The following is a 23,883-nucleotide window of genomic DNA, read 5'->3' on the forward strand; positions in this document are numbered from 1 at the left end:
TACTTGCCGCGCCCCCGCAGCAAAAGCCCTATTCCGCGGCCTTGGTGCTGATAAATCCGCCCGACTGACGGTGCCAGTACCGTGCATAAAGACCTCCCTTGGCCAAGAGAGCCTCGTGCGTGCCCTCTTCGACAATGCGCCCCGCATCCATGACGACAATCCGGTCCATCTCGGTCAGGGTGGACAGGCGGTGGGCGATGGCCAGTACGGTCTTGCCCTCCATCACGCGGGTCAAAGCCATCTGGATCGACGCCTCGACCTCGCTGTCGAGCGCACTTGTCGCTTCGTCCAGAACGAGGATCGGCGCATCCTTGAGGATGGCCCGCGCCAAGGCAATCCGCTGTCTTTGACCGCCGGACAGCTTTACGCCCCGCTCGCCCAGATGCGCCTCATACCCTTGCCGACCGCGGTGGTCCTGCAAATCCTGGATAAATGTGTGCGCTTCGGCCTTTTCCGCCGCCGCAATCACCTCTGCGTCCGTGGCATCCGGTCTGCCGCATAGGATGTTGTCGCGCGCCGAGCGATTGAACATCGCTGTCTCTTGTGTGACCAGACCAATATTGTGCCGCAAGCTGTCTTGGCGCACATGCGCAATGTCCTGACCATCGATCCGAATTGCGCCTTTTTCCCCTTCGTAGAGCCGCAACAACACTGCCACGAGGGTGGATTTGCCAGCACCAGACGCGCCGACGATCCCGATCTTTTCACCTGCGCGAATGGTGAGGTTGATATCCTCGATCCCGCCTGTGGGACGGCCATAGCTGAACCCCAAGTGGTCAAACACGACTTCGCCTTGCGTCACAACAAGGTCCTTGGCATCTGCGCCATCCTCAACGCGGGTGCGCGGGGTCAGCGTGCGCATGCCGTCCTCGATTTCCCCCACATTGGAGTAGATCGCCATCAGCGTGAAACTGACCCAGCCGGTCATCTGCGCAATCCGGATCGCAATGGCGCCAGAGGCCACGATATCGCCCGGTGTCGCCAAACCGCGTTGCCACATCAGGATCGTACCACCAAGCAGCAACACGGGCAGTAACCCCGCCAGCGTCATCAGCGCAAACCGGAAGCCAGCCGACAGGATACCAAACTGCACCGCCGTTTCGCGAAACGTCCCCATGGCGCCCAACGCGGCCTGATCCTCGTGATCATCATGGGCGAACAGTTTGACCGTCTTGATATTGGTGATCGTGTCCACAACCTGCCCGGACACCATGGCGCGCGCGCCCGCACGCGCTGCAGACCGTTTGCGAATACGCGGCAGATACCAGCGGATCAGGGAGAAATAGAGAACGAGCCAAACCGCAAAGCCCAGCGCCACCCGCCAGTCAATCGCAAGCAGAAGTAGGATCGACCCAACCAGAGACGCGAGGGCAAAGGCCACCACGTTGATGAATTCCGACACCACATCCGTCACGGCGCGCGCCGCCTGCATCTGTTTTTGTGCGATGCGACCGGCAAAATCATCGTCAAAAAAGCTGACCGATTGCCCAAGCGTCCAGCGGTGCAGGCGTGACAACACGAGTGGGTTCACGTTCGGTTGCACGATGATGGCATTTGTGGCGGCGCTGAGACCAAAAAGGATCGGACGCGCCACCAGAAAGAACGCAAGCGCGCCCGCAACGAGGGCGAAATTGCTGACGGAAAAGAATCCGTCAGGACCAAGCACAACCGTGGCGTCAATCACCCGGCCCAGGATCAACGCCGTCCCAGCCTCCAGCGCGCCGGCGGCGGCGGAACACAGCGCCGCCAACCACAGCGCTGGCCACGCCCCGGACAGACACCACCGCAGGAATGGCCAAAGTGTCTGGGGCGGCGGGCCGTCCGCGCGCCTGAAGGAATCGATCCAGTTGGAGATGGTCACTCGGCTGCCTCGGTCGCAAGGAACCCACCGGATTGGCGGGTCCAGAACTCCGAATATAGGCCACCATTCTGCAAAAGCGCGTCGTGGCTGCCATCCTCGACGATTTTTCCGTCATCAAGCACCAGAATCCGGTCCATCTCGGCAATGGTTGACAGGCGGTGCGCAATAGCGATGACCGTCTTGCCCTCCATCATCTGATAGAGCGTGTCCTGAATTGCCGCCTCCACCTCGCTGTCGAGCGCACTCGTCGCCTCGTCCAGCACAAGGATCGGCGCATTCTTGAGAATGACCCGCGCCAAGGTGACCCGCTGTCGTTGCCCACCGGACAGTTTGACGCCGCGTTCGCCAACCTGTGCATCATAACCCCTGCGCCCCTGCGGATCGACAAGGTCGAGGATGAAGTCATGCGCCTGCGCCTGTTTTGCCGCTTCGATCATATCCGCCTCAGTCGCGTCTGGCCGACCATAGAGGATATTGTCCCGCACCGACCGGTGCAGCAAAGAGCTGTCCTGTTGCACCATCCCGATGTTCAGCCGCAGCGAATCCTGCCGCACCTGCGTGATGTCCTGACCGTCGATCAGGATGCGCCCCGATTCCGGGTCGTAGAACCGCAAAAGCAACTTGACCAAAGTTGATTTGCCCGCACCAGACCGGCCAACAAGACCAACCTTTTCGCCCGGTTTGATCACGGTGCTGATTGCGCTCAGCCCGCCGCTGCTTCGCCCGTAATGATGGGTCAGCGCATCCAGAGTGATTTCGCCTTGGCTCAACTCAAGCCGTTTTGCATCCTTGGCATCGACAAGCGTGATAGGTTGCGCAATGGTTTCCATCCCCTCGGCCACGACGCCCAATTGCCGGAAGAATGTCGTCAGCGCCCACATGATCCAGCCGGTCATGGCGTTCAGCCGCAGGGTCAACGCAGTGGCTGCCGCCACCACACCGACACTGGCCGCACCCTGCATCCATAGCGCCAGCGCCCAGCCAACGACCCCCACAATCAACAGACCGTTCAGCGCAACAAGCACCACATCCATGATCGTATAGAGCCGCATTTCGGCGATGAACGTCGTGCGGGTCAGCTCGATGGCATCCTTGGCATACTCAATCTCACGGTCGTGGTGCGCGAACATCTTGACTGAATGGATGTTGGTATAGGCATCGACCACGCGGCCGGTCGTTGTAGACCGCGCATCCGACGCCGCCTGCGACGCAGGGCCCACACGCTTGACCGTCCATGCAATCAGGCAGGCATAGGCCGCAAACCACAACGTCAGCGGCAACAACAAACGCGGGTCCGCCACGCTCAGCAAAATGGCCGCGCCAATCAGATAGGCCAAGGCAAAGGAGATGGCGTCAAAAACCTGAAACACAACCTCGCCCGCAGCGGGCGGTGTCTGCATGATGCGGTTGGCGATCCGCCCGGCAAAGTCGTTCTCGAACCAGCCGACAGACTGCCGCAACACATGGCGGTGCGACCGCCAGCGGATCAACGTCCCGAAATTCGGCAAGATCGTCTGGTTGAGCAAAAGCACGTCCAGCATTTGCAACACCGGTCGGACAAGCAGGATGAACACCCCGACCAGAATGACTTCGGTGCCGTGATCGGCCCAGAATTCCGCGGGCGACGCGCCCAAAAGGTCAACCACCCGACCCATGTAATAGATCAGGCCAACCTCGATGGCAGCCACAATGATGGACATGATCGCCGCATAGACAAAAACGGTTGTGAACGGCCGACAATATTCTCTCAGAAAGGGCCACAGCTGTGTGGGTGGCGTGTCGGTTTCTTCGTAATGGGAATAGGGATCGACGAGCGATTCAAAAAACTTGAACATAAGGGGTATCCGTACAGACGTGAGACAACATGTTCGTGACATCCGTCACGAAAGGCGATTGGCGACAATGTCAGGTGTCGTTCCAGATCCCGTAAAACATGTTGTTCCCTCCGTAGATGCAGCCGGTATAGCGTGCATCCTTCCATTTGTCACGATGCCAGCAGGTCGTTTTTTGTCAGAGAGAGATCAGAGGCGATCCACCGCTCCTTGAGTGTGTTCAATCGTTCGCCCAACGCCGGTCCCGACAGCGTCGCCAGGTCCCGTGCAGCGACGGGAAAATCGGTGCCTGCCCCTTGCAGGACCAAGTCAATGTCACCGGGCCCAACGTGCTGTCGCGCCATCGCGCTACGCAAAAGGAGCGCGCCAACACCGGCCGCTGGCCCCGCGACATGGCCCAGCGCCCGCAGTTGCAGCGTCGACGCCATGTGAGTGCGCGTCGCGTCCAACTGCTTTGCCGCCTTGCGCGACAATCGAAGCCGATCCAACGCATCCGCACCGCCAAGCGCCGCAAGGCGGGTCAGCGGGTCGACCACCGCGCCGCTCAGCTCTTCGAGATGCACAAGAGGACCAAGGAAATCCGGCACTGCGCCGGGCAGAATGTGGGCCAGAACACCGGTCTGGTGCATCACACTGACTGCAGGCACCGGATCGGGCGCGGAAAGCAATTTCAGAACCTCGGCCCCAACCCGTTCCGCGGACAGGGTGTCCAGCCCGTCAAGGTTACCCGCAATTCCCGCCAGCGCAGAAGGATCCCAGCCCGCCGTCCGGTCAGCGTACCACGCGTGAAACCGGAAATACCGAAGGATGCGCAGATAATCCTCACGAATCCGCGCGGCGGGGTCTTCGATGAACCGGACCGTCCGCGATTGCGCATCCGGCAATCCGCCCAGCGGGTCAATGATCAGGCCGCTGCGATCCGCATAAAGCGCGTTCATGGTGAAATCGCGCCGACGGGCGTCTTCGGCAATGTCGGTCGAAAACGCGACAACAGCACGTCGCCCGTCCGTCGCGACATCCCGGCGAAAGGTCGTGACCTCGAACGGAACCGCGTCAACCACCACCGTGATTGTGCCATGATCTTCGCCAGTCGGGATGCACCGCAGCCCGGCCTCGGTCGCCACGCGCATGGTTTCGGCGGGCACGGCATCAGTTGCAATGTCGATATCCGATTGCGGTTCGTTCATGATGGCGTTGCGCACGCACCCGCCGACAAAATACGCAACATGGCCCGCCACCTCCAGCGCCTGGCAGACCGCCTGCGCCGACGGATCAATCAGGAATGGCGTCGAGGCCGGGAGGTGGGGGAAAGCAGTTCGGTCCATGCCCGCAATATACGCGCTGTTGCGCCCCAGATGTAATAGGGTCCGTAAGGCACTGTATAGTAGGCCCGGCGCTGCCCGCGCCATCTGCGCGACTGGACCTGAAAATTGGACTCGGTCAGAACGTGGACCAGCGGCACACTGAACACCTCGGCCACCTCACCCTGTTCCGGCACAGGGTCAAATGGTCCATGCAACAGCCCGATCACAGGCGTAACCGTAAAGGATGTCACCGTCTCGTGTGGCGCGAGCGTGCCAAGGATCTCCACGGTTTCGGACGGCAGCCCGATCTCCTCCTGCGCCTCGCGCAACGCGGTCGCAATCAGATCGACATCACCGCTGTCCTGCTTGCCTCCGGGAAAGGCGATTTGCCCCGGATGGTGTTTCAGCGCCGAGGACCGTTTCGTCAGGATCAGGCGATAACCACCCTCGGTCCACAAGACCGGCGCCAGCACCGCCGCCGGGCGCAGTGTCCGGTCCGGCGCCAGTTTGACATCCGGGTTCAGATCAAAGTCCGACGACGCCTGACACGTCCGCCCCATTGCGGAGCGTGTCAGATCGATCAGGTCACTCACCTGTCTTTTCCGCCTCGAACCCGACGGTTTTGGGGTCCAGATCGTAATGCGCCCCGCAGAACTGGCAATCTGCCGTCACGCGCCCTGCGTCGGTGGTCATCTTTTCGATGTCACGCGCCGAATAGATCGACAGGCTCTGCCGCACGCGGTCCTCGGAACAAGTGCAGCCAAAACGCACTTGCTGTGTCTCAAAAACCCGCGGCGTTTCCTCGTGAAACAGGCGCAGCAACACGTCGCTGGGCGACAGTTGCGGACCGATTAGCTCGATCTCTTCCACCGTGTTCAGAAGAATGTTGACCCGGTTCCAGTTCTCGGACGCGTCGCCGTCGAGCAGGTCGGACGCGGCCAGCAGTTGCCCACTGCCTTCGCCCTTGGCCATCAGCGGTGACGCCTTGGGCATGTGTTGCAGCATGATGCCACCCGCCCGCCAGTGTTCGGCAACGCCCGGTTCGGTCGACTGGCCAAAGCTGAGCTGGAAACGCGTCGGCAGCTGCTCGGACTGTGCGAAATACGCCTCGGCACAGGCGGCCAGCGATCCACCTTCGAGGGGCGTGATCCCTTGGTACGGGGTCATTCCCTGCCCCTGATCAATCATGATGGCAAAATACCCTTCGCCAACCTGTTCAAACGGTGCCCCATCTGTCAGGCGATCCGCGTCATAGCTGGCATAGGCGCGAATACGGGCAATGTCGCCTTCCTTTTCAGGGCCGTAGTAATCCGTGGCGATCATGCGCACCGGACCCTTGGACTGAACCTGCAAGGACAACTTCCACCGTAGTTTGATCGTTTGACCGATCAGCGCAGTCAGCAGCGCCATTTCCGCCACCAATGCCTCGACCTGCGGGGGATAATCATGTTGTTTGAGGATACCGTCCAACACACCGTCCAGACGCGCAACGCGTCCGCGCATGTCGGAGGCATCAAGTTGAAAGGGCAGGACGGTGTCGTCCCACGCAAGTTGCGAACCGGTCGTCATGGGGTTTCCTTTGGCGCCATGAATTGGCATTTCGACGCCTTATATAGGACCATGAGCCGAAACTGAAAGAGGGCCAAATGATCAGACGCTTTGGCGCGCCCCCGGAAGACGGCCGCATCTACACCCGCAGACCCGGTGCATACGCGATATTGCCACGCGGGCGGTCCGTTCTGCTGACTTGCCAACTTGCGGAAGAGGCGGATATCCAACTGCCCGGCGGCGGGATCGACCCCGGGGAAAGCCCACTGCACGCGTTGCATCGCGAGGTGTTCGAAGAAACCGGATGGCGTATTGCCCGGCCGCGCAAGCTGGGCGCGTTCAAACGATTTGTGTTCATGCCCGAATACGATCTTTGGGCAGAAAAGCTGTGCCACATCTATGTCGCGCGCCCGACCCGCTGCATCGGCGATCCGGTCGAGGCGGATCACATCGCGCTATGGATGCCGATCACAGATGCCATCGACGAGCTGGGCAATGATGGTGACCGGATGTTCCTTGATGGATATGCCAGCAAAGGCTAGCCGCGAAATTCGAAAAGGATCCCGGACACGTCGTCAGGAAACTGATCACCGCCGGAAAACTCTGTCATCTTCCATAGCAGTGCTTCGAAAAACGCGGGGCCAGATACGTCGCGCAAGTCTGTCATCAGGGTCTCGAGGCCTGATTCCTGCAACATGTCGCCGTTGATGTCCGGGCACTCCGTCACCCCGTCGGACAGCAAGAGCAGCCTGTCGCCGGGGCGCAGCGTGGTCTCAAATTGCTGAAACGAAATCCCGGACATGAGGCCGACCGGAAAGCCGCCCGGCCCGGTTTGCTCGATATCGCCGTTCTTGCGCTGCACCGCAGGGTGCGGGTGGCCCGCCTGCGCCATCCGGACATGGCCCGTCTCGAGGTTCACATCGGCAAGCAAGAGGGTGAAGTAATGTTCCGTCTCCATCTCGTCGAGGACAAGGTCATTGAGCGTCTCGATCACCTCTTCGGGTGGGAGGAATCCATAGGTGCCATCCGGCTCACGGTGCAAAGCCACGTTCTGGTCCGGTGCCGCCGCTGACAGGTATCCCGCCAGTCGCGCCGTCATCAGCGCAGAACTGATCCCGTGCCCGGACACGTCGATGGAATAAAGACCCAGATGCCCCTCGCCCGCTGGAAAGAACCCGACCAGATCGCCGCCGACATGCCCGCTGGATCGCAACATCAACGACACGTCGCCCGTATCGAATGACTTGTGACGCTCGCGGATCAGGGATTGCTGGAGCTTTTTCGCCTCAAGCAGGTCGTTGTCCAGCGAATCGTAAACACGCTGCAATTCATCCAGTGTTTCCGTGATCAGGCGGTTCTTGTCCGTCAGTTCGCGCTGCATCCGCAGGATGCGTTCGCCGGCCGCGATCCGCGCGCGCAACTCGTTGGCATCCACGGGCTTGGTCACGAAATCATCGGCGCCTGCCTCCAGACCCATGGCGACCTCGTTCTTTTCGCTCTTTGACGTGAGCAGGATGAAATAGCCGTACCGCTCGCCGGACAGTTTGCGAAACGCATCGCAGAACTCGAGCCCGTTCATGCCGGGCATCATCCAGTCGCTCAACACCAGATCGGGTTGGATTTCCTCGGCAATGACCATCGCCTCTTCGCCAGAGCCGGCCTCATAGACGTCAAAACCCCAGCGTTTGACCGAACTGCAAAGGATCTTGCGCTGCAACCGGCTGTCATCAACGATCAACACACGTTGTGGCGCGTCGACAACAGGTGTCGGCGGGTCGGATACGAGATCCTCTTCCACGGGTTTGATCTTTAAATTCATTTCACCGGACAATCCGTGTTGCGTATCGCTTGCGTATCCTTTGCCACTTAACGCCCGGTGAAAGATATCCGCCATATGGTTAAAGCTTTATCGGTCACGGATTGTTAACCGGGATCATGTTTTCTCCACCTGCCCAATGGAGATGACCGATGATCGACTGGCAACGCGTTACCACCCTGCGCACCGAAATCGGCGAAGAAGATTTCGAAGAGGTTGTGCCCCTGTTTCTCGAAGAGGTGTCCGAGATCACGGACGCCTTGCAGGCGCATGTCGATCTCAACGCGCTTGAGGCAAATCTTCATGCCCTCAAGGGCAGCGCGATGAACCTCGGCTTTGCCGAGTTCTCCGACCTGTGCAGCACGGGCGAGGCCATGGCCGCATCAGGCTCGGCTGCGTCTGTCGATGTTGATCAGATTCTGGCCAGTTTCGAAAGATCCAGGACCGCGTTTCTGAACGGTCTTGCCAAGGGTGCCGCCGCCTAGATCACAAACTGTGCCAGCGTCTCGTCATTGGTGATGTCGGTATAGGTGAACCCCGCCGCATCCAGCGCGCCAAGAAACCGGTCGAAATTCGATGTACGGGTCGTTTCGATCCCGATCAAAACCGATCCGAAATTGCGCGCAGATTTCTTGAGATACTCAAAGCGCGCGATATCGTCCTCGGGCCCGAGAATGTTCAGGAAGTCCTTGAGCGCGCCGGGCCGTTGCGGCATCCGCAGGATGAAATATTTCTTCACGCCCAGATAGCGCTGCGCACGTTCCTTAACCTCGGGCAGACGTTCGAAATCAAAATTGCCCCCAGACGCCACGCAAACCACCGTCTTGCCCTTGATCCGCTCGGCTACGTCGGCCAATGCCTCAATGGCCAGCGCGCCAGCGGGTTCCAGCACCATACCTTCGACATTCAGCATCTCGACGATTGTTGTGCAAATCCGGTCTTCGGGAATGTCGAGGACGTCCGCGGGATCTGCACCCTTGAGCCGCTGAAACGTCCGATCCCCAATCTTGGCAACCGCCGCACCGTCCACAAACGTGTTGATCGGAGACACGTCAACGGGCGCACCTGCGGCCAGTGCATCGGCCAAGGATGTCGCGCCACTGGGCTCGACAAAGCTGTATCCAACGCGGTCCGCGAAATAGCTGCGCGTGCCGGCAGACAGACCACCGCCACCCACCGGCAGGATGATATGATCCGGGCACCGACCCAGCTGCGTCTCGATCTCGACGGCGACCGAAGCCTGACCCTCGATCACGTCCTCATCATCGAAGGGCGACAGGAAACGTGCACCCGCCTGCTCACAATAGGTCTGCGCCGACCGCAGCGTGTCGTCGAAATAGTCGCCCGTCAGACGAATTTCGACGCTGTCGCCGCCGAACATCTGCGTCTTCATCACCTTTTGCTGCGGCGTCGTCACGGGCATAAAGATCACGCCCCGTACCCCGAAGTGCTTGCACATATAGGCAACACCCTGCGCGTGGTTCCCCGCGCTGGCACATACAAACACCGCATCCGTCAGATCCACCTTGCGCATGGCATTGAACGCGCCGCGCAGTTTGTAGGACCGCACCGGGCTCAGATCTTCGCGTTTCAGCCAGATGTCCGCTCCATACCGTGCAGACAGCATGTCGTTGCGCAAAAGCGGCGTGGGTGGAAACACCGACCGCATGGCGCGCTCGCCGGCCTTTGCCTGATCTTCAAAGCTCATTGTCCGACCTCTACCGGGAATAATCATCACCTAGCCCCGGCATCGCAGACCGTCAATCTTGCCCCTTTTGTCCAAAAGGGCTATCGGCAGCGAAACCTGCAGAGGAACCCAAGAACATGAGCGCTCCAAAGAAAGTCGTGCTGGCCTATTCAGGCGGCCTCGATACTTCGATCATTCTGAAATGGCTGCAAACGGAATACGGGTGTGAAGTTGTCACCTTCACCGCCGATCTGGGCCAAGGAGAAGAGCTGGAGCCAGCCCGCGCCAAGGCGGAAATGATGGGTGCATCGGCCATTTATATCGAAGACGTCCGCGAAGAGTTCGTCCGCGATTTCGTGTTCCCGATGTTCCGCGCCAATGCGCTCTACGAAGGGCTTTATCTGCTGGGCACGTCCATCGCGCGGCCCCTGATTTCGAAACGGCTGGTGGAAATCGCCGCGGCCGAAGGTGCGGATGCTGTCGCGCATGGTGCCACCGGCAAAGGCAACGATCAGGTGCGGTTCGAACTGGCCGCCTATGCGCTCAACCCCGATATCAAGGTGATCGCCCCCTGGCGCGAATGGGATCTGTCCAGCCGGACCAAGCTGATCGATTTCGCCGAAAAGAACCAGATCCCCATCGCCAAGGACAAACGTGGCGAGGCCCCGTTCAGCGTCGATGCAAACCTCTTGCACACCTCGTCCGAAGGCAAAGTCCTCGAAGATCCGGCAGTAGACGCGCCCGACTACGTCTATCAGCGCACCGTATCGCCCGAGGACGCCCCCAACACGCCCGAGTATATCGAGGTAGGTTTCGAAAAAGGTGACGCGGTTTCAATCAACGGTGAGGCGATGTCGCCTGCCACGATCCTGACCAAGCTGAACGAGTTGGGCGGCAAGCACGGTATCGGTCGGCTTGATCTGGTCGAAGGGCGGTTCGTGGGCATGAAATCTCGCGGCATCTACGAAACGCCCGGCGGCACTATCCTGCTGGAGGCACATCGCGGGATCGAACAGATCACCCTTGACCGCGGCGCCGCGCACCTCAAGGACGAGCTGATGCCGCGCTATGCCGAGCTGATCTATAACGGCTTCTGGTTCTCGCCCGAGCGTGAAATGCTGCAAGCGATGATCGACAAGAGCCAGGAACATGTGACCGGCACCGTGCGTCTGAAACTCTACAAGGGTCTGGCGCGCACCGTCGGGCGTTGGTCCGATCACAGTCTCTATTCCGAGGCCCATGTCACGTTCGAAGATGACGCGGGTGCCTATGACCAGAAAGACGCCGCAGGCTTTATCCAGCTGAACGCGCTGCGCTTGAAATTGCTTGCCGCACGCGACCGTCGGCTCAAGTGATCTTGTGCGCGGCGAGCGCCTCGTAGTGGGGCATCGCCGCTTCCAGCAACGGCGCGTATTCAGGCTCTAATTGGGGCAAGTCGCCTTCCGCCGCGTCAAACCCGGTCGAGCGGTGAACCGCTCCGTACCAATGCGCGGCCCATACACCATCCGCCGCATGGCCGCCGGTGGACCATTGTAACATGGCTTTGGTCCATGTGATCCCGATCCGATCACACAGCATCTGCAACATACGCGCCGGATCGGCCCGTATGTCAGATGAATCAATGACAATCGGATCAGCCACCGACCTGAAAATCCGCGTTTGCTGGACAAAGCCGAGGTCATCCAGCGTCGGCGCCTCGCGTTTGCGGGCATAGCTGGCAATCACGCGCGCCGGATGCCGGATCAGGAACACGTGGCACAGGTCCTGCATCCATGCCATCGGCCAGTGGGGCAGCATATGATGCGTCATGTGTTTTTGGTAGAAAACAGGCTCTGTTGCGGGCGATTTCAGACCATCTACCACTTTGGCGGCATCCGTTTCCATGCTGCCCAGAATGTCCTGTCGCATCGGATGGTCCAGACCGGTCTCGGCCAGGTAAGCGCCATAGAACGGCTCGTCCACGACACGGCAATCGCCACGCGCGGCAAAGCTGTACATCATCGCGGTCGACAGGTTGCGCGGCCCGGACCACATCGCAATTCGTTTTGTCATGGCGCGACGGTAACGCCCATCTCACGACGGGTAAACGCGACTTCACGCCTTTGCGATTTCGCCGCCTTGTGAGTTGAGCAATGCGCCGCGTTGAGTCACGGTCGATGTCAAAAGGAGTATTGCCATGACCACGCTTCGGAATGTGAAAACAATCTCTCTCGGAATGATGATCGCCCTCGGCCTGATTGCTCAAGGCAAAGGCGCGCAAGCGCAGGCGCTTGAAACACTGACCGTCGCAGGCGGGTGTTTCTGGTGTGTCGAGGCGGACTTTGAAAAGGTCAAAGGCGTCAAAGAGGCGGTGTCCGGTTTTACCGGCGGCACCGTTGCGAACCCAACCTATAAACAGGTGGTGAACGGCGGCACAGGGCATATCGAAGCGGTGCAGATCACCTATGATCCGGCGCAGGTTTCTGTCGATACGCTTTTAACGCTGTTTTTCCGGTCGGTGGATCCGACGGACGCGGGTGGGCAGTTCTGCGACCGCGGCCAAAGCTATACCACCGCCGTCTTTGCAACGCCGGATCAAACCGCCGCGGCGCAATCGGCCAAAGCCGCAGCGCAAGCCGACCTTGGGCAAAACGTGGTTACCCCGATCCTGTCGGAAAGCACATTCTACCCGGCGGATGCCTATCATCAGGATTACTACAAACAGTCCAAGATCATCCTGACTCGCTTTGGGCCCAAGTCCAAAGCCTCTGCGTATAAAGCCTATCGCGAGGCGTGCGGACGCGATGCGCGCGTCAAGGAGTTGTGGGGGTCGGCGGCACCGTTCGCGGGCAGTTAACCCAAGCGCGCGTCCTCTATATCCTTGAGATCCGGGATCACGTCGGCCGTACCCAGACGGGTAACCATGATCGCACCGGCCTGCGTGGCGAGCGATAGCGCCTGCCGCATCGGAAACCCCCGGTCCAGCCCGGCGACCAGAAAGCCGGTAAAGGTATCGCCCGCGCCAGTGGTATCCACTGGCGTCACCGGGATCGCGGGAACGTGCGTATCCGTTCCGGCATCGATATCGATCCAGCGGCTGCCATCCCCGCCCAGTGTCACGACGATGTCGCGCACCTTCAGCTGGTCTATGGATGTGCCCAGATGCGCCTCGAGCTGGGTCGCCTCAACTTCGTTCAACACCAGCATGTCGGTATAGGGCAAAACCGCGGACACAGCGGCGGCATCGAACGGGGCGGCGGCATAGACCACACGCAACCCGAGGTCTTTGGCCATGCGTGCGGCGACCACCTGCCCGTTGGTTTCGTTTTGAAGGACCAGCGTATCACCCGGTGCGGCCGTCGACAGGGCGGCGCCGATCATATCGTCCGAAATCATGTGGTTTGTGCCGGAATAGAGAATGATCTGGTTCTCTCCGTCCCGGTCGACGGTGATATTTGCGTGTCCGGTCGGCGCGTCCGGAAGCGACGTGATATGGCGCGTGTCCACACCGTATTCCATCAGTCGGTCCACGATCCAACCACCCGAGGTGCCCACCGCTCCGATATGGGTCACACGCGCCGCCGCCCGCGCAATCGCCACCGACATATTCGCGCCCTTTCCGCCCAGACCCTGCTGGTGTGCGTCGGCGCCAAGCGTCTCGCCCGGCTCCGGCAGGTGCGGAACCTGATAGACGTTGTCGACATTGATCGAACCCAGATTCCAGATCGCCATCAGCCCACCTTGCACGCGGCGAGGACAGCCATATTGAGAATATCATTGGCGCTGGAAACAGACGAACAGATCTGGATCGATCCATCCACGCCGGAGAGGATCGGGCCGATAACTGTCGCACCGCCCATTTCTTGCATCAGCTTGACCGAGATACTGGCCGAATGGCGCGCCGGAACGACAAGGATATTGGCCGGGCCCGTCAGACGCGAGAACGGATAGGCCGCCTGGGCCTGAGCGTTGAGGGCCACATCCACCGTCATCTCGCCCTCATATTCGAAATCGACGCCGCGCGCGTCCAGAACGGCAGGGGCTTGGTGCATCTTTTCCGCGCGTTCCGACACCGGATATCCAAAGGTCGAAAAGCTGACAAAGGCCACGCGAGGCTCCAGCCCCATATTGCGTGCCACACCTGCCGCCTGCTCGGCAATGTCGGCGAGGTTCTCTTCGTCCGGCCATTCATGGACCAGCGTGTCCGTGATGAACACGATCCGCCCCTTGTGCAACAGCGCGGTAATCCCCGCCGCCTTGCTGTTGGCGTCCGCATCAAAGACATGGTTGATCCGGTCCAGCACATGCGCCGATTTTCGCGTCGCACCGGTGACCAGCCCGTCGCCATGACCGTGCGCCAACATCAGCGCCGAGAACACATGCCGATCCCGTGCTGCCAGACGGTGAATGTCCTGCGCGTCAAATCCACGTCGTTTCAAGCGGTCATAGAGATAAGTTTTATACGTCTCTAAATGGGACGTATTGGCCGCATTCACCACTTCTAGCTCGCGCGCGGCATCGCCCAAACCGGCCACGTCGAGCTTGGCCTTTACGTCCTCGGCACGGCCAACAACCAGCGCTTTGCCGAAACCGGATCGTTGGTACATGACTGCGGCGCGCAACACGCGTGGGTCATCGCCCTCCGCAAAGATCATGCGCGCCTGCGCCGCCCGCGCACGGGCATTGATACCTGTCAGGATGCTGGCCGTCGGGTCCATCCGGCTCTTGAGACTCAGCTCATAGGCATCCATGTCGATGATCGGTCGGCGCGCGGCACCTGTGTCCATCCCCGCCTTTGCCACCGCGGGCGGAATCCGGTGGATCAGGCGCGGATCAAACGGGGTCGGAATGATGTAATCGCGTCCAAAGCTGAGCGTCTTGCCGTAGGCCAGCGCGACCTCATCCGGCACATCCTCGCGTGCAAGAGCGGCAAGCGCATGGGCGCAGGCAATCTTCATCTCGTCATTGATGGCCCGCGCATTGATGTCGAGCGCACCGCGGAAAAGGTAAGGGAACCCCAGCACGTTGTTGACCTGGTTCGGGTAGTCACTGCGCCCCGTGGCGACAATGGCGTCGACGCGGACATCATGCGCCTCTTCGGGCGTGATTTCCGGATCCGGGTTCGCCATGGCGAAAATTACCGGGTTGTCGCCCATGCTTTGCACCATGGCGGGCGTCACCGCCCCTTTGACAGAAACGCCAAGGAACACATCTGCGCCGATCATCGCCTCTTCGAGGCTGCGCAGATCGGTGCTGACCGCATGCGCGGACTTCCACTGGTTCATTCCTTCGGTACGGCCCTGGTAGATTACGCCCTTGGTGTCGCACACGATACAGTTCTCGTGCCGCGCGCCCATCGACTTCAACAACTCGATACAGGCGATACCCGCCGCACCCGCGCCGTTCAGAACGATTTTCACATCTTCGATCTTTTTCCCCGAGATGTGCAGCGCATTGATCAGCCCCGCAGCACAGATCACGGCGGTCCCGTGCTGGTCGTCGTGAAAGACGGGGATGTCCATCTCTTCCTTGAGACGCTGCTCGATGATGAAACACTCCGGCGCCTTGATGTCCTCGAGGTTGATGCCGCCAAAGGTCGGGCCCATCAGCTTGACCGCCTGACAGAACGCATCGGTGTCCTCGGTATCCAGCTCGATATCGATGGAGTTTACGTCGGCAAAGCGTTTGAACAACACCGCCTTGCCTTCCATCACCGGTTTGGACCCAAGCGCGCCAAGATTGCCAAGACCCAGAACCGCCGTCCCATTCGAGATCACCGCGACCAAATTGCCCTTGTTGGTGTAGTCATAGGCCGTTTCCGGATTGGCAGCGATGGCCTCGCACGGAACGGCCACGCCCGGCGAATAGGCAAGACTCAGGTCCCGCTGGGTTGTCATGGGCACGGTGGCAGCAATTTCAAACTTGCCCGGCGTTGGCTCCATGTGGAACGCCAAGGCTTCTTCTGGCGTGACCTTGTTCTTGCTCATTTCGTGATGTCCTCCCATGACATAAGCGCGTCATATCCCAGCGTGGGTCATGCCTCAATCGACTTTGGCTTTTCCTTGGGGTCCACCGTTTGTAATGTCGCCCGACGCAAGCCCGGGGGTCACCATGTCAGTCACGCCAATGATGGCGCAATATCTCGAGATCAAGGCAGCGCATGAAGGTGCATTGCTGTTCTATCGCATGGGCGATTTCTACGAGATGTTCTTTGACGACGCGGTCGCCGCCGCTGAGGCGCTGGATATCGCGCTGACCAAACGGGGCAAGTATGACGGCGCTGACATCCCGATGTGCGGCGTTCCGGTTCACGCGGCCGAAGGATATCTGTTGACCCTGATCCGCAAAGGCTTCCGCGTCGCCGTGTGCGAACAGATGGAAAGCCCGGCAGAGGCCAAGAAGCGCGGCTACAAATCTGTCGTCAAACGCGACGTGGTGCGGTTGGTCACGCCCGGCACTTTGACCGAGGACACGCTTCTCGAGGCGCGCCGCCACAACTTCCTCGCCGCTTTTGCGGACGTGCGTGGGGAATGCGCCCTATCGTGGCTGGACATCTCAACCGGCGCTTTTTTCGTGATGCCGCTGGAAAAGGCCTTATTAGGGCCTGAGTTGGCGCGCCTCGCCCCGTCGGAGCTAATCGTGACAGAGGTCAGCGAAACCGATCTGCGCGATGTTGCTGATGACTTTGGCATTTCCATAACGACCCTTGGCGCATCCGCATTCGACAGCACAGCCGGAGCGCTTCGGCTGGGCAATCTCTTCAATGTAAAAACGTTGGACGCATTCGGATCATTCACCCGGCCCGAAGTCGGGGCGATGGGCGCATTGGTCGATTACCTAGAGATCACGCAGAAGGGCAAATTGCCCCTGCTGCGACCACCCCAACGGGAAGCACAGTCGCGCACGGTCCAGATCGACGCCGCCACGCGCCGCAATCTGGAACTGACCAGCGCGCTGTCGGGCGGACGTGCCGGATCACTGCTCGCCGTAATTGATCAGACGCTCACCGCAGCAGGCGCTCGCCTGCTGGAACGCAGACTTTCGTCCCCTTCTCTCGATTTAGAGACGATTACCGATAGGCTGGACGCCGTGTCCCACTGTGTGACTGATGCCAGTTTCGCGAATACGACGCGCGACCGGCTGCGCCGCGTGCCTGACCTTGATCGCGCCCTGTCGCGACTGTCCCTGGACCGCGGCGGCCCCCGTGATCTCGCGTCTTTGCGCAACGGATTGGAACAGGCGCAACAACTGTTCGATGCAAGACCAACCGACCTACCCCACCTCTTGTCCACGTCCTTTGCAGATATGGCTGGGCATGACGACCTGATTGACCGTTTGGACAATGACCTGGTCGCCGAACCCCCGCTCCTGGTCAGGGATGGCGGCTTCATCGCCGCGGGTTGCGACGCAGAGCTGGACGAAGCACGCCAGCTGCGGGACGAAGGGCGCACCGTCATTGCCAAGCTGCAAGCCGACTACGCTGGTCAAACCGGTATCCAGTCGCTCAAGATCAAGCACAACAATGTGCTCGGTTACTTCATCGAAGTAACCTCGACCCACGCGGACAAGATGATGTCCGCCCCGCTGAGCGAAACCTTTATCCATCGGCAAACCACAGCCAACCAGGTTCGATTCACAACGGTCGAACTCTCTGAATTGGAAACGCGGATCCTGAACGCGGGCAGTCGGGCACTCGAGATCGAAAAACGTCTCTACGAAGGTCTAAGAAGCCTCATTCTTCAAAACGCCGCTGCGATCAGTCAAACCGCCCGTGCGTTGGCGGAACTGGATCTCGCCTGCGGTCTCGCCACCCTCGCCGTGTCTCTGGATTGGAACAAACCTATCCTGGATCGGTCCCGCGCCTTCGATATTGAAGGTGGCCGTCATCCGGTGGTCGAACATGCGCTGGCCAAACAGAATGGCGCGCCTTTCATCGCCAATGACTGTGCCCTGAACGCCGAAGACGGCGCCGCGATCTGGCTGCTGACCGGGCCAAACATGGCGGGTAAATCGACGTTCCTGCGCCAGAACGCGGTGATCGCCATCCTCGCCCAAATGGGCAGCTATGTTCCCGCCCGCTCCGCCCACATCGGGCTGGTCAGCCAGATCTTCAGCCGGGTGGGCGCATCTGATGACCTGGCCCGCGGCAGATCAACCTTCATGGTGGAAATGGTCGAAACTGCGGCCATCCTCAATCAGGCCGATGACCGCGCGCTGGTTATCCTCGACGAAATCGGCCGTGGCACGGCCACATATGACGGGCTGTCCATTGCATGGGCAACCCTCGAACATCTGCACGATGTAAACAAGGCGCGCGCACTCTTCGCCACGCATTACCACGAAATGACCACCTTGGCGGGCAAGCTGGAGGGGGTGGAAAACGCCACTGTTGCAGTTAAGGAATGGGAAGGTGAAGTTGTGTTCCTGCACGAGGTCCGGCGCGGCGCCGCAGATCGATCCTACGGCGTGCAGGTCGCACAGCTGGCTGGCCTGCCCCCGTCTGTCATCGCGCGGGCACGCGTTGTGCTTGATGCGCTGGAATCAGGCGAACGTCAGGGCGGCACCGCACAAAAGGCGCTGATCGATGACCTGCCGTTATTCTCGGCAACACCACCACCGCCGCCCGTGCAGGTTGCTCAATCCCCGGCCATCGACCTTCTCGACAGTGTTCATCCGGACGAACTGAGCCCAAAAGAAGCACTCGACCTCATCTACAAACTGAAAGACGCGGCCAAATCCTGACCGCGTCTTCATTGTTCCAAAAATATGCAAAAGCCTTAGCTGGCAGGCATTGATGACACACCCACCTGCGCCGGACGCAGCAACCGGTCGTGCAGCATGAACCCTTCCGCGGCAACCTGAATGATGTCGCCCGCCTTCGTGCCAGGCACCGGTGCTTCGAACATGGCTTGATGATGCTGTGGATCAAACGCGTCTCCAACCTCCGGCGCGATCACCTCGATCCCGTGCTTCTTGAACACGTTCAGCAACTCCCGCATGGTCAGCTCGACACCTTCAAGCAATGCGGCCGAAACCTCGCGCTGTTCATCCGTCGCCGATTCAAGCGCGCGCTTCATGTTGTCATAAACAGGCAGCATATCACGGGCCAACTTCGACCCGCCGTAATTCTCCGCTTCGCGCCGATCCTTTTCGGACCGTTTGCGCGCGTTCTCTGCATCTGCAAGTGCGCGCATGAACCGGTCCTTCAGCTCATCCCGTTCCGCACGCAGCTGGTCCAGTTCCAGCGCTTCGTCGTCGATTTCCGCCATTTCATCCGCGTACTCTTCGTCCGTAGCGATATCGATATCGTCGAGAAAATCGTCGTTCTTCGGCTCAGCCATTGTTCACCTTTCACTGCGGTCTGTCAGCATACGCCCGACCAGCTGGGCTGTATAATCCACAATCGGCACGATCCGCCCGTAGTTGAGACGTGTGGGTCCAATGACCCCAACCGCACCGATAATCTTTCGATCCGCGTTCATATATGGGGAAACGACCAAAGAGGAACCCGAAAGTGAGAAAAGTTTGTTTTCTGAACCGATAAAAATGCGCACGCCGTCGCCGTCTTGGGTGAGGTCCAGAAATTCAGCGATATCGCGTTTTCGTTCCAGATCGTCAAACAGCGTCCGTATACGGTCCAGGTCTTCGGTCTCTGCCGATTCGTGCAGCAGATTGGACCGGCCCCGCACGATCAGGCGTTCCGGCGTATCGCCACTGCCTTCCCACGAGGCCAGACCGCTTTCAACCAGCGCTTGCGACAGGCTATCCAGCTCTTGCCGACGGTTCGCAATCTCTCGCTGTACAATTGCACTGACCTCGCTCAGCGTATGGCCTTCGATTACCGCATTAAGGAAGTTCGCAGCCTCGCGCATGGATGACGGCGTTTGCCCCGCGGGCGGCTGAAACAGGCGGTTTTCAACATGGCCGTCAGCAAAAACCAGGACCACCAGCGCCTGATCGGGCCCAAGCGGCACGAAATCCAGATGCTTGATCGGCGCTTCGCGTTTCGGGGTGAGGACCAGCGACGCGCCCTGCGTCACGCCAGACAACGCCGATCCAACCCGGTCCAACAGCCCGGCCACGTCGCGTTCGTTCGACCCAAGCGTCGCGTCGATCTTTTCCCGGTCTGCCTCGTCCGGCACACCCATCTCAAGCAAGCCGTCCACAAACATCCGCAGCCCCTGCTGGGTGGGAACCCGTCCCGCGCTGACATGCGGACTCCCCAGAAGACCCATATACTCCAGATCCTGCATCACGTTGCGGATGGTCGCCGCGCTGACCTTTTCGCTAAAGTCGCGGGTCAAGGTGCGGGAGCCAACCGGATCACCGGATTCCAGATACCCTTCGACCACGCGGCGAAAAACTTCACGCGACCGTTCGTTCATATCTGCCAACAGGGTTTCGGTTTTTGTCATTGTGCTGATTAGAGGCCCACCAAAATCAAAGGTCAATCGGGGTTGCGGCTTGGGCCCTTGGAACGGTATCCCGGCGCAGCAACAAAAAGGACATAACATGCGCCCCTCAGGACGAGAGTTAAGCGAAATGCGTGCTGTTTCAATCGAAACAGGGTTCACGAAACACGCCGAGGGCTCGGCATTGATCAAAATGGGCGACACGCATGTGCTGTGCACGGCCACGATCGAAGAGCGGGTGCCCCCGTTCATCAAGGGGTCGGGTCTGGGCTGGGTCACCGCAGAATACGGCATGCTGCCGCGGGCCACGAACACGCGGATGCGGCGCGAGGCCGCCTCGGGCAAGCAAGGCGGTCGCACGGTCGAAATCCAACGGTTAATCGGTCGGGCCCTGCGCGCTGGCGTGGATCGGGTGGCCTTGGGCGAGCGGCAGATCACAATCGACTGCGACGTGCTGCAAGCCGATGGCGGAACGCGTTGCGCCTCGATCACTGGGGGTTGGGTGGCGCTGCGTCTGGCCGTGAACAAGTTGATGAAGGCGGGCGATATCGTCTCTGATCCGCTGATTTCGCCCGTCGCTGCGGTCAGCTGCGGCATCTACGCGGGTCAACCCGTGCTTGACCTCGACTATCCCGAAGACAGCGAAGCAGGCGTGGACGGAAACTTTATCATGATGGGCGACGGCCAATTGATCGAAATCCAGATGAGCGCCGAGGGGTCAACATTCTCGCGCGACCAGATGAACAATCTGATGGATCTGGCCGAGAAGGGCGTTGGCGAATTGGCCGCGATTCAGCTGGCTGCCGCGACATGACCCGACGTTTCGAAGGCGATCAGGTCCTTGTCGCCACGCATAACGCGGGCAAGCTTGAGGAGATGGAGCAGCTGTTTGCGCCATTCGGCGTCAAGGTAATCGGTGCTGCGGCCATGAACCTCGAGGAACCGGAGGAAACCGAAGACACATTTGTCGGGAACGCGCGGATCAAGGCGCACGCGGCGGTCAAGGCGACCGGCCTGCCCGCGCTGGCCGACGATTCAGGAATTCAGGTGGACGGGCTCGATGGTGCGCCGGGTGTCTATACCGCCGATTGGGCCGAAACGCCGAATGGTCGCGATTTTGAAATGGCCATGACCCGCACCCATACCGAATTGCAGGAACGTAACGCGCCGCAGCCGTGGACCGCACGGTTTTGCTCAACGCTGGTCCTCGCCTGGCCCGATGGACATGACGAGGTATTCGAGGGCACCGTTGAAGGTACGCTTGTCTGGCCGATGCGCGGGGCGCAGGGCCACGGCTATGATCCGATGTTCCAACCCTTGGGTCACGACCGGACCTTTGCCGAAATGCCCGCAGGTGAAAAAAACGCAATCAGTCACCGCGCTGACAGCTTTGCCAAATTGATCGCAGGCTGTTTTGGCTGACGATTGGACCAATGGCGGGTTTGGGCTGTATGTCCATTGGCCCTTCTGCGCTGCCAAATGTCCCTATTGCGACTTCAATAGCCACGTGACCCGGTCCGTTGACCACGCCGCCTGGTGCGCGGCGTTGGTGTCCGAAGTGCACAAGATAGGCGCCGAAACCAGGGGAAGGACGCTGAACTCCGTCTTCTTTGGTGGCGGTACTCCCAGTCTGATGGACCCACGAACAGTAGACGCAATCCTTGCTGCGGTGCACCAGACCTGGCCCACCGCGAATGATCTCGAAGTAACGCTCGAAGCAAACCCCACATCTGTCGAGGCAAGCCGGTTTGCCGATTTTCGTACCGCCGGCGTCAACCGCGTATCGATGGGCATTCAGGCATTAAACGATTCTGACCTCAAGGCACTGGGCCGCATGCACAGCGCTACCGAAGGTCTGGCCGCATTTGATATCGCGCGGAATACGTTTGACCGCGTCAGTTTTGATCTGATGTATGGGCGTCAAAATCAGTCTCTAACACAATGGGAATCAGAGCTTTCGCAAGCACTGTCTCTCGGCCTCGATCACGTGTCACTTTATCAATTGACGGTCGAACAAGGCACGGCGTTCGGGGATCGCTACAACGCAGGTAGGCTGCGCGGCCTGCCCGATGATGACCTTTCGGCGGACATGTACGCGCTTACCCAAGACATATGCGCGGAACACGGGCTGGATCGGTACGAGGTGTCGAACCACGCAAAGGACGGAGCGGAGTCCAAGCATAATTTGATCTATTGGCGTTACGGCGACTACGCCGGGATCGGGCCCGGCGCACATGGACGCATCACCACGCAAGGGGCGCGGCTCTCCACTGTGCAGACACGCATGCCTGCAGCTTGGCTTTCAGGAGATGATCGTGAATTGCGCAGCGCTTTGACCGCATCAGATCAAGCCACCGAGTTCCTGTTGATGGGCATGCGTGTCCGGGATGGAATAAGCATGGACCGGTACTCGGAGATTTCCGGTAACCCTTTGAATTCAAGTAATATTAAGGCGTTGTTGGAAATGGGAATGATCGAAATCGAAGGCGATCAACTGCGCGCTTCCGATCACGGGTTTGCCCTGCTCAACGCCGTACTTGAAAAGCTCCTGATTGACTAACCATTGCTAAGCCTGCGGCACAGATCATCAAGCTGCTCGAGCGTTTCATAATTCAGGACGAGCTGCCCGGATTCTCCGTCGCCCTTGTGCGACAGCGACACTTTAACCCCGGTGGCCGCTGACAAGTCGTTTTCCAATGCACGGGTATCTGCATCTTTTGCAGGCGCCGCCTTGCGACCCTCGGAAAAGATGTTGTCATCGCCGGACTTCGCAGCCTTCTTTACCAAGGCTTCGGTTGCGCGCACCGACAAGCCACCCGCAATCACCTTTTTCGCCATCGCCAAAGGATCATCCGCCGTAATCAGCGCACGCGCATGGCCCGAGCTGAGCGATCCATCCATGACATATGTCTGAATCGCGTCCGGCAGCTGCAACAGGCGCAACAGGTTCGCAATGTGACTGCGGCTTTTGCCAAGCGCTTCGGCCATTTTCTCCTGCGTATGGCCAAACCGGTCCATCAGCTGTTTATAACCCGCTGCTTCTTCGATCGGGTTCAGATCCGCGCGTTGAATGTTTTCAATGATCGCAACTTCGAGAACTTCGGTATCCGTGAAATCGCGTATGAGGACTGGCAAACGATGCAACTGCGCCTGTTGCGCCGCACGCCACCGGCGTTCCCCCGCCACGATTTCATACATGTCTCCGACCTGGCGAACGATCAACGGCTGAAGAACGCCCTTTTCCTTGATCGATGCAACCAGATCATCCAGCGGGGCAGCATCAAACTGCTTACGGGGCTGGTCCGGATTTGGGCGAATTTTCTCGATCGGGATCTGTTGATCAGCCGAGCGGCCCGCCGGTGTCGCGGTGTCTTGATCGGCCACATCTGCCATCAATGCGGACAAACCACGCCCGAGCCCACGCTTTTTGTCATTGCCGGCCAT

The 23,883-nt window shown here is 59.8% G+C and carries 21 protein-coding genes; 8 read left to right on the forward strand and 13 right to left on the reverse strand.

Annotation, left to right across the window (positions count from 1 at the left end; all coding sequences use genetic code 11):
* Positions 1 to 28 precede the first annotated feature (28 nt).
* The 5 genes from Q0949_RS12095 to Q0949_RS12115 all read right to left on the reverse strand — a co-directional run bounded on the left by Q0949_RS12095 (position 29) and on the right by Q0949_RS12115 (position 6,566).
* Positions 29 to 1,861: an ABC transporter ATP-binding protein gene (locus Q0949_RS12095; RefSeq protein ID WP_299372315.1), complete on the reverse strand. Its 1,833-nt coding sequence runs from the start codon at positions 1,859 to 1,861 to the stop codon at positions 29 to 31.
* Positions 1,858 to 3,696 (reverse strand): ABC transporter ATP-binding protein, encoded by a 1,839-nt coding sequence (locus Q0949_RS12100; RefSeq protein ID WP_299372318.1) that lies wholly within the window; start codon positions 3,694 to 3,696, stop codon positions 1,858 to 1,860. The genes Q0949_RS12095 and Q0949_RS12100 overlap by 4 nt, the downstream gene beginning before the upstream one ends.
* Before the next feature lie 149 nt (positions 3,697 to 3,845).
* The gene (locus tag Q0949_RS12105) at positions 3,846 to 5,018 is read right to left on the reverse strand and encodes a CCA tRNA nucleotidyltransferase (protein WP_299372321.1); all 1,173 of its coding nucleotides are present in this window, start codon (positions 5,016 to 5,018) and stop codon (positions 3,846 to 3,848) included.
* Entirely contained in the window at positions 4,970 to 5,557 is a 588-nt protein-coding gene (locus Q0949_RS12110; RefSeq protein WP_299372781.1) for a CoA pyrophosphatase, read from the reverse strand. Before Q0949_RS12110 ends, Q0949_RS12105 begins: the two co-directional genes overlap by 49 nt.
* A 25-nt stretch (positions 5,558 to 5,582) precedes the next feature.
* Positions 5,583 to 6,566 carry an Hsp33 family molecular chaperone HslO gene (locus Q0949_RS12115; protein ID WP_299372324.1) on the reverse strand — a complete coding sequence of 328 codons (984 nt, stop codon included), beginning with the start codon at positions 6,564 to 6,566 and terminating at the stop codon, positions 5,583 to 5,585.
* Positions 6,567 to 6,643: 77 nt separating this feature from the next.
* Here Q0949_RS12115 and Q0949_RS12120 point away from each other — a divergent pair, with 77 nt between their 5' ends.
* The gene (locus Q0949_RS12120; RefSeq protein ID WP_299372327.1) at positions 6,644 to 7,087 is read left to right on the forward strand and encodes an NUDIX hydrolase; all 444 of its coding nucleotides are present in this window, start codon (positions 6,644 to 6,646) and stop codon (positions 7,085 to 7,087) included.
* On the opposite strand, the gene Q0949_RS12125 is transcribed toward Q0949_RS12120, so the two are convergent.
* Positions 7,084 to 8,343: a SpoIIE family protein phosphatase gene (locus Q0949_RS12125; RefSeq protein WP_299372330.1), complete on the reverse strand. Its 1,260-nt coding sequence runs from the start codon at positions 8,341 to 8,343 to the stop codon at positions 7,084 to 7,086. The genes Q0949_RS12120 and Q0949_RS12125 overlap by 4 nt on opposite strands.
* Positions 8,344 to 8,513: 170 nt before the next feature.
* On the opposite strand from Q0949_RS12125, the gene Q0949_RS12130 reads away from it, so the two are divergent.
* Complete coding sequence (locus Q0949_RS12130; protein ID WP_299372333.1) at positions 8,514 to 8,846, forward strand: Hpt domain-containing protein; 333 nt, start codon at positions 8,514 to 8,516, stop codon at positions 8,844 to 8,846.
* On the opposite strand, the gene ilvA is transcribed toward Q0949_RS12130, so the two are convergent.
* Positions 8,843 to 10,069: a threonine ammonia-lyase IlvA gene (ilvA, locus tag Q0949_RS12135; RefSeq protein WP_299372336.1), complete on the reverse strand. Its 1,227-nt coding sequence runs from the start codon at positions 10,067 to 10,069 to the stop codon at positions 8,843 to 8,845. The genes Q0949_RS12130 and ilvA overlap by 4 nt on opposite strands.
* A 116-nt stretch (positions 10,070 to 10,185) precedes the next feature.
* Between ilvA and Q0949_RS12140 the strand changes: the two genes are divergently transcribed.
* Positions 10,186 to 11,403, forward strand: coding sequence for an argininosuccinate synthase (locus Q0949_RS12140; protein ID WP_299372339.1), 1,218 nt, complete (start codon positions 10,186 to 10,188; stop codon positions 11,401 to 11,403).
* Here the strand turns inward: Q0949_RS12140 and Q0949_RS12145 are convergent.
* The gene (locus Q0949_RS12145) at positions 11,396 to 12,100 is read right to left on the reverse strand and encodes an HAD family hydrolase (protein ID WP_299372342.1); all 705 of its coding nucleotides are present in this window, start codon (positions 12,098 to 12,100) and stop codon (positions 11,396 to 11,398) included. The genes Q0949_RS12140 and Q0949_RS12145 overlap by 8 nt on opposite strands.
* 124 nt (positions 12,101 to 12,224) lie before the next feature.
* Here Q0949_RS12145 and msrA point away from each other — a divergent pair, with 124 nt between their 5' ends.
* Positions 12,225 to 12,884: a peptide-methionine (S)-S-oxide reductase MsrA gene (gene msrA, locus Q0949_RS12150; RefSeq protein WP_299372345.1), complete on the forward strand. Its 660-nt coding sequence runs from the start codon at positions 12,225 to 12,227 to the stop codon at positions 12,882 to 12,884.
* Here the strand turns inward: msrA and Q0949_RS12155 are convergent.
* On the reverse strand, positions 12,881 to 13,759 hold the full coding sequence (locus tag Q0949_RS12155; RefSeq protein WP_299372348.1) for a ribokinase: 879 nt from the start codon (positions 13,757 to 13,759) through the stop codon (positions 12,881 to 12,883). The two genes, msrA and Q0949_RS12155, sit on opposite strands and share 4 nt — an antisense overlap.
* A complete protein-coding gene (locus Q0949_RS12160; RefSeq protein ID WP_299372351.1) occupies positions 13,759 to 16,014 on the reverse strand; it encodes an NADP-dependent malic enzyme in 2,256 nt (751 codons plus the stop codon). Before Q0949_RS12160 ends, Q0949_RS12155 begins: the two co-directional genes overlap by 1 nt.
* A gap of 124 nt (positions 16,015 to 16,138) precedes the next feature.
* Between Q0949_RS12160 and mutS the strand changes: the two genes are divergently transcribed.
* Positions 16,139 to 18,769 carry a DNA mismatch repair protein MutS gene (gene mutS / locus Q0949_RS12165; RefSeq protein WP_299372355.1) on the forward strand — a complete coding sequence of 877 codons (2,631 nt, stop codon included), beginning with the start codon at positions 16,139 to 16,141 and terminating at the stop codon, positions 18,767 to 18,769.
* Between the two features lie 35 nt (positions 18,770 to 18,804).
* Here mutS and Q0949_RS12170 read toward each other — a convergent pair whose 3' ends face one another.
* On the reverse strand, positions 18,805 to 19,368 hold the full coding sequence (locus Q0949_RS12170) for a nucleotide exchange factor GrpE (RefSeq protein ID WP_299372358.1): 564 nt from the start codon (positions 19,366 to 19,368) through the stop codon (positions 18,805 to 18,807).
* A gap of 3 nt (positions 19,369 to 19,371) precedes the next feature.
* Positions 19,372 to 20,412, reverse strand: a complete 1,041-nt coding sequence (gene hrcA, locus Q0949_RS12175; RefSeq protein WP_299372784.1) for a heat-inducible transcriptional repressor HrcA — start codon at positions 20,410 to 20,412, stop codon at positions 19,372 to 19,374.
* A 127-nt stretch (positions 20,413 to 20,539) separates the two neighbouring features.
* On the opposite strand from hrcA, the gene rph reads away from it, so the two are divergent.
* From rph to hemW, 3 genes are read left to right on the forward strand one after another with little or no spacing between them, the layout of a single operon-like run.
* On the forward strand, positions 20,540 to 21,253 hold the full coding sequence (rph, locus tag Q0949_RS12180; protein WP_299372361.1) for a ribonuclease PH: 714 nt from the start codon (positions 20,540 to 20,542) through the stop codon (positions 21,251 to 21,253).
* Positions 21,250 to 21,861: an RdgB/HAM1 family non-canonical purine NTP pyrophosphatase gene (gene rdgB, locus Q0949_RS12185; RefSeq protein ID WP_299372364.1), complete on the forward strand. Its 612-nt coding sequence runs from the start codon at positions 21,250 to 21,252 to the stop codon at positions 21,859 to 21,861. The genes rph and rdgB overlap by 4 nt, the downstream gene beginning before the upstream one ends.
* Positions 21,854 to 22,999: a radical SAM family heme chaperone HemW gene (hemW, locus tag Q0949_RS12190; protein WP_299372367.1), complete on the forward strand. Its 1,146-nt coding sequence runs from the start codon at positions 21,854 to 21,856 to the stop codon at positions 22,997 to 22,999. Before rdgB ends, hemW begins: the two co-directional genes overlap by 8 nt.
* Here the strand turns inward: hemW and Q0949_RS12195 are convergent.
* Positions 22,996 to 23,883, reverse strand: a complete 888-nt coding sequence (locus Q0949_RS12195; protein WP_299372370.1) for a ParB/RepB/Spo0J family partition protein — start codon at positions 23,881 to 23,883, stop codon at positions 22,996 to 22,998. The two genes, hemW and Q0949_RS12195, sit on opposite strands and share 4 nt — an antisense overlap.

The sequence above is a fragment of the uncultured Tateyamaria sp. genome (genome assembly GCF_947487805.1).
Lineage (GTDB): Bacteria > Pseudomonadota > Alphaproteobacteria > Rhodobacterales > Rhodobacteraceae > Tateyamaria.

Bases quoted from the DNA above. Each gene is read 5' to 3' on its own strand.
- Q0949_RS12100 (WP_299372318.1), bottom strand. From the start codon at position 3,696: ATGTTCAAGTTTTTTGAATCGCTCGTCGATCCCTATTCCCATTACGAA.
- Q0949_RS12105 (WP_299372321.1), bottom strand. From the start codon at position 5,018: ATGGACCGAACTGCTTTCCCCCACCTCCCGGCCTCGACGCCATTCCTG.
- Q0949_RS12110 (WP_299372781.1), bottom strand. From the start codon at position 5,557: ATGGGGCGGACGTGTCAGGCGTCGTCGGACTTTGATCTGAACCCGGAT.
- Q0949_RS12115 (WP_299372324.1), bottom strand. From the start codon at position 6,566: ATGACGACCGGTTCGCAACTTGCGTGGGACGACACCGTCCTGCCCTTT.
- Q0949_RS12120 (WP_299372327.1), top strand. From the start codon at position 6,644: ATGATCAGACGCTTTGGCGCGCCCCCGGAAGACGGCCGCATCTACACC.
- Q0949_RS12130 (WP_299372333.1), top strand. From the start codon at position 8,514: ATGATCGACTGGCAACGCGTTACCACCCTGCGCACCGAAATCGGCGAA.
- ilvA (WP_299372336.1), bottom strand. From the start codon at position 10,069: ATGAGCTTTGAAGATCAGGCAAAGGCCGGCGAGCGCGCCATGCGGTCG.
- Q0949_RS12140 (WP_299372339.1), top strand. From the start codon at position 10,186: ATGAGCGCTCCAAAGAAAGTCGTGCTGGCCTATTCAGGCGGCCTCGAT.
- Q0949_RS12145 (WP_299372342.1), bottom strand. From the start codon at position 12,100: ATGACAAAACGAATTGCGATGTGGTCCGGGCCGCGCAACCTGTCGACC.
- msrA (WP_299372345.1), top strand. From the start codon at position 12,225: ATGACCACGCTTCGGAATGTGAAAACAATCTCTCTCGGAATGATGATC.
- Q0949_RS12155 (WP_299372348.1), bottom strand. From the start codon at position 13,759: ATGGCGATCTGGAATCTGGGTTCGATCAATGTCGACAACGTCTATCAG.
- Q0949_RS12160 (WP_299372351.1), bottom strand. From the start codon at position 16,014: ATGAGCAAGAACAAGGTCACGCCAGAAGAAGCCTTGGCGTTCCACATG.
- mutS (WP_299372355.1), top strand. From the start codon at position 16,139: ATGTCAGTCACGCCAATGATGGCGCAATATCTCGAGATCAAGGCAGCG.
- Q0949_RS12170 (WP_299372358.1), bottom strand. From the start codon at position 19,368: ATGGCTGAGCCGAAGAACGACGATTTTCTCGACGATATCGATATCGCT.
- hrcA (WP_299372784.1), bottom strand. From the start codon at position 20,412: ATGAACGAACGGTCGCGTGAAGTTTTTCGCCGCGTGGTCGAAGGGTAT.
- rph (WP_299372361.1), top strand. From the start codon at position 20,540: ATGCGCCCCTCAGGACGAGAGTTAAGCGAAATGCGTGCTGTTTCAATC.
- rdgB (WP_299372364.1), top strand. From the start codon at position 21,250: ATGACCCGACGTTTCGAAGGCGATCAGGTCCTTGTCGCCACGCATAAC.
- Q0949_RS12195 (WP_299372370.1), bottom strand. From the start codon at position 23,883: ATGGCCGGCAATGACAAAAAGCGTGGGCTCGGGCGTGGTTTGTCCGCA.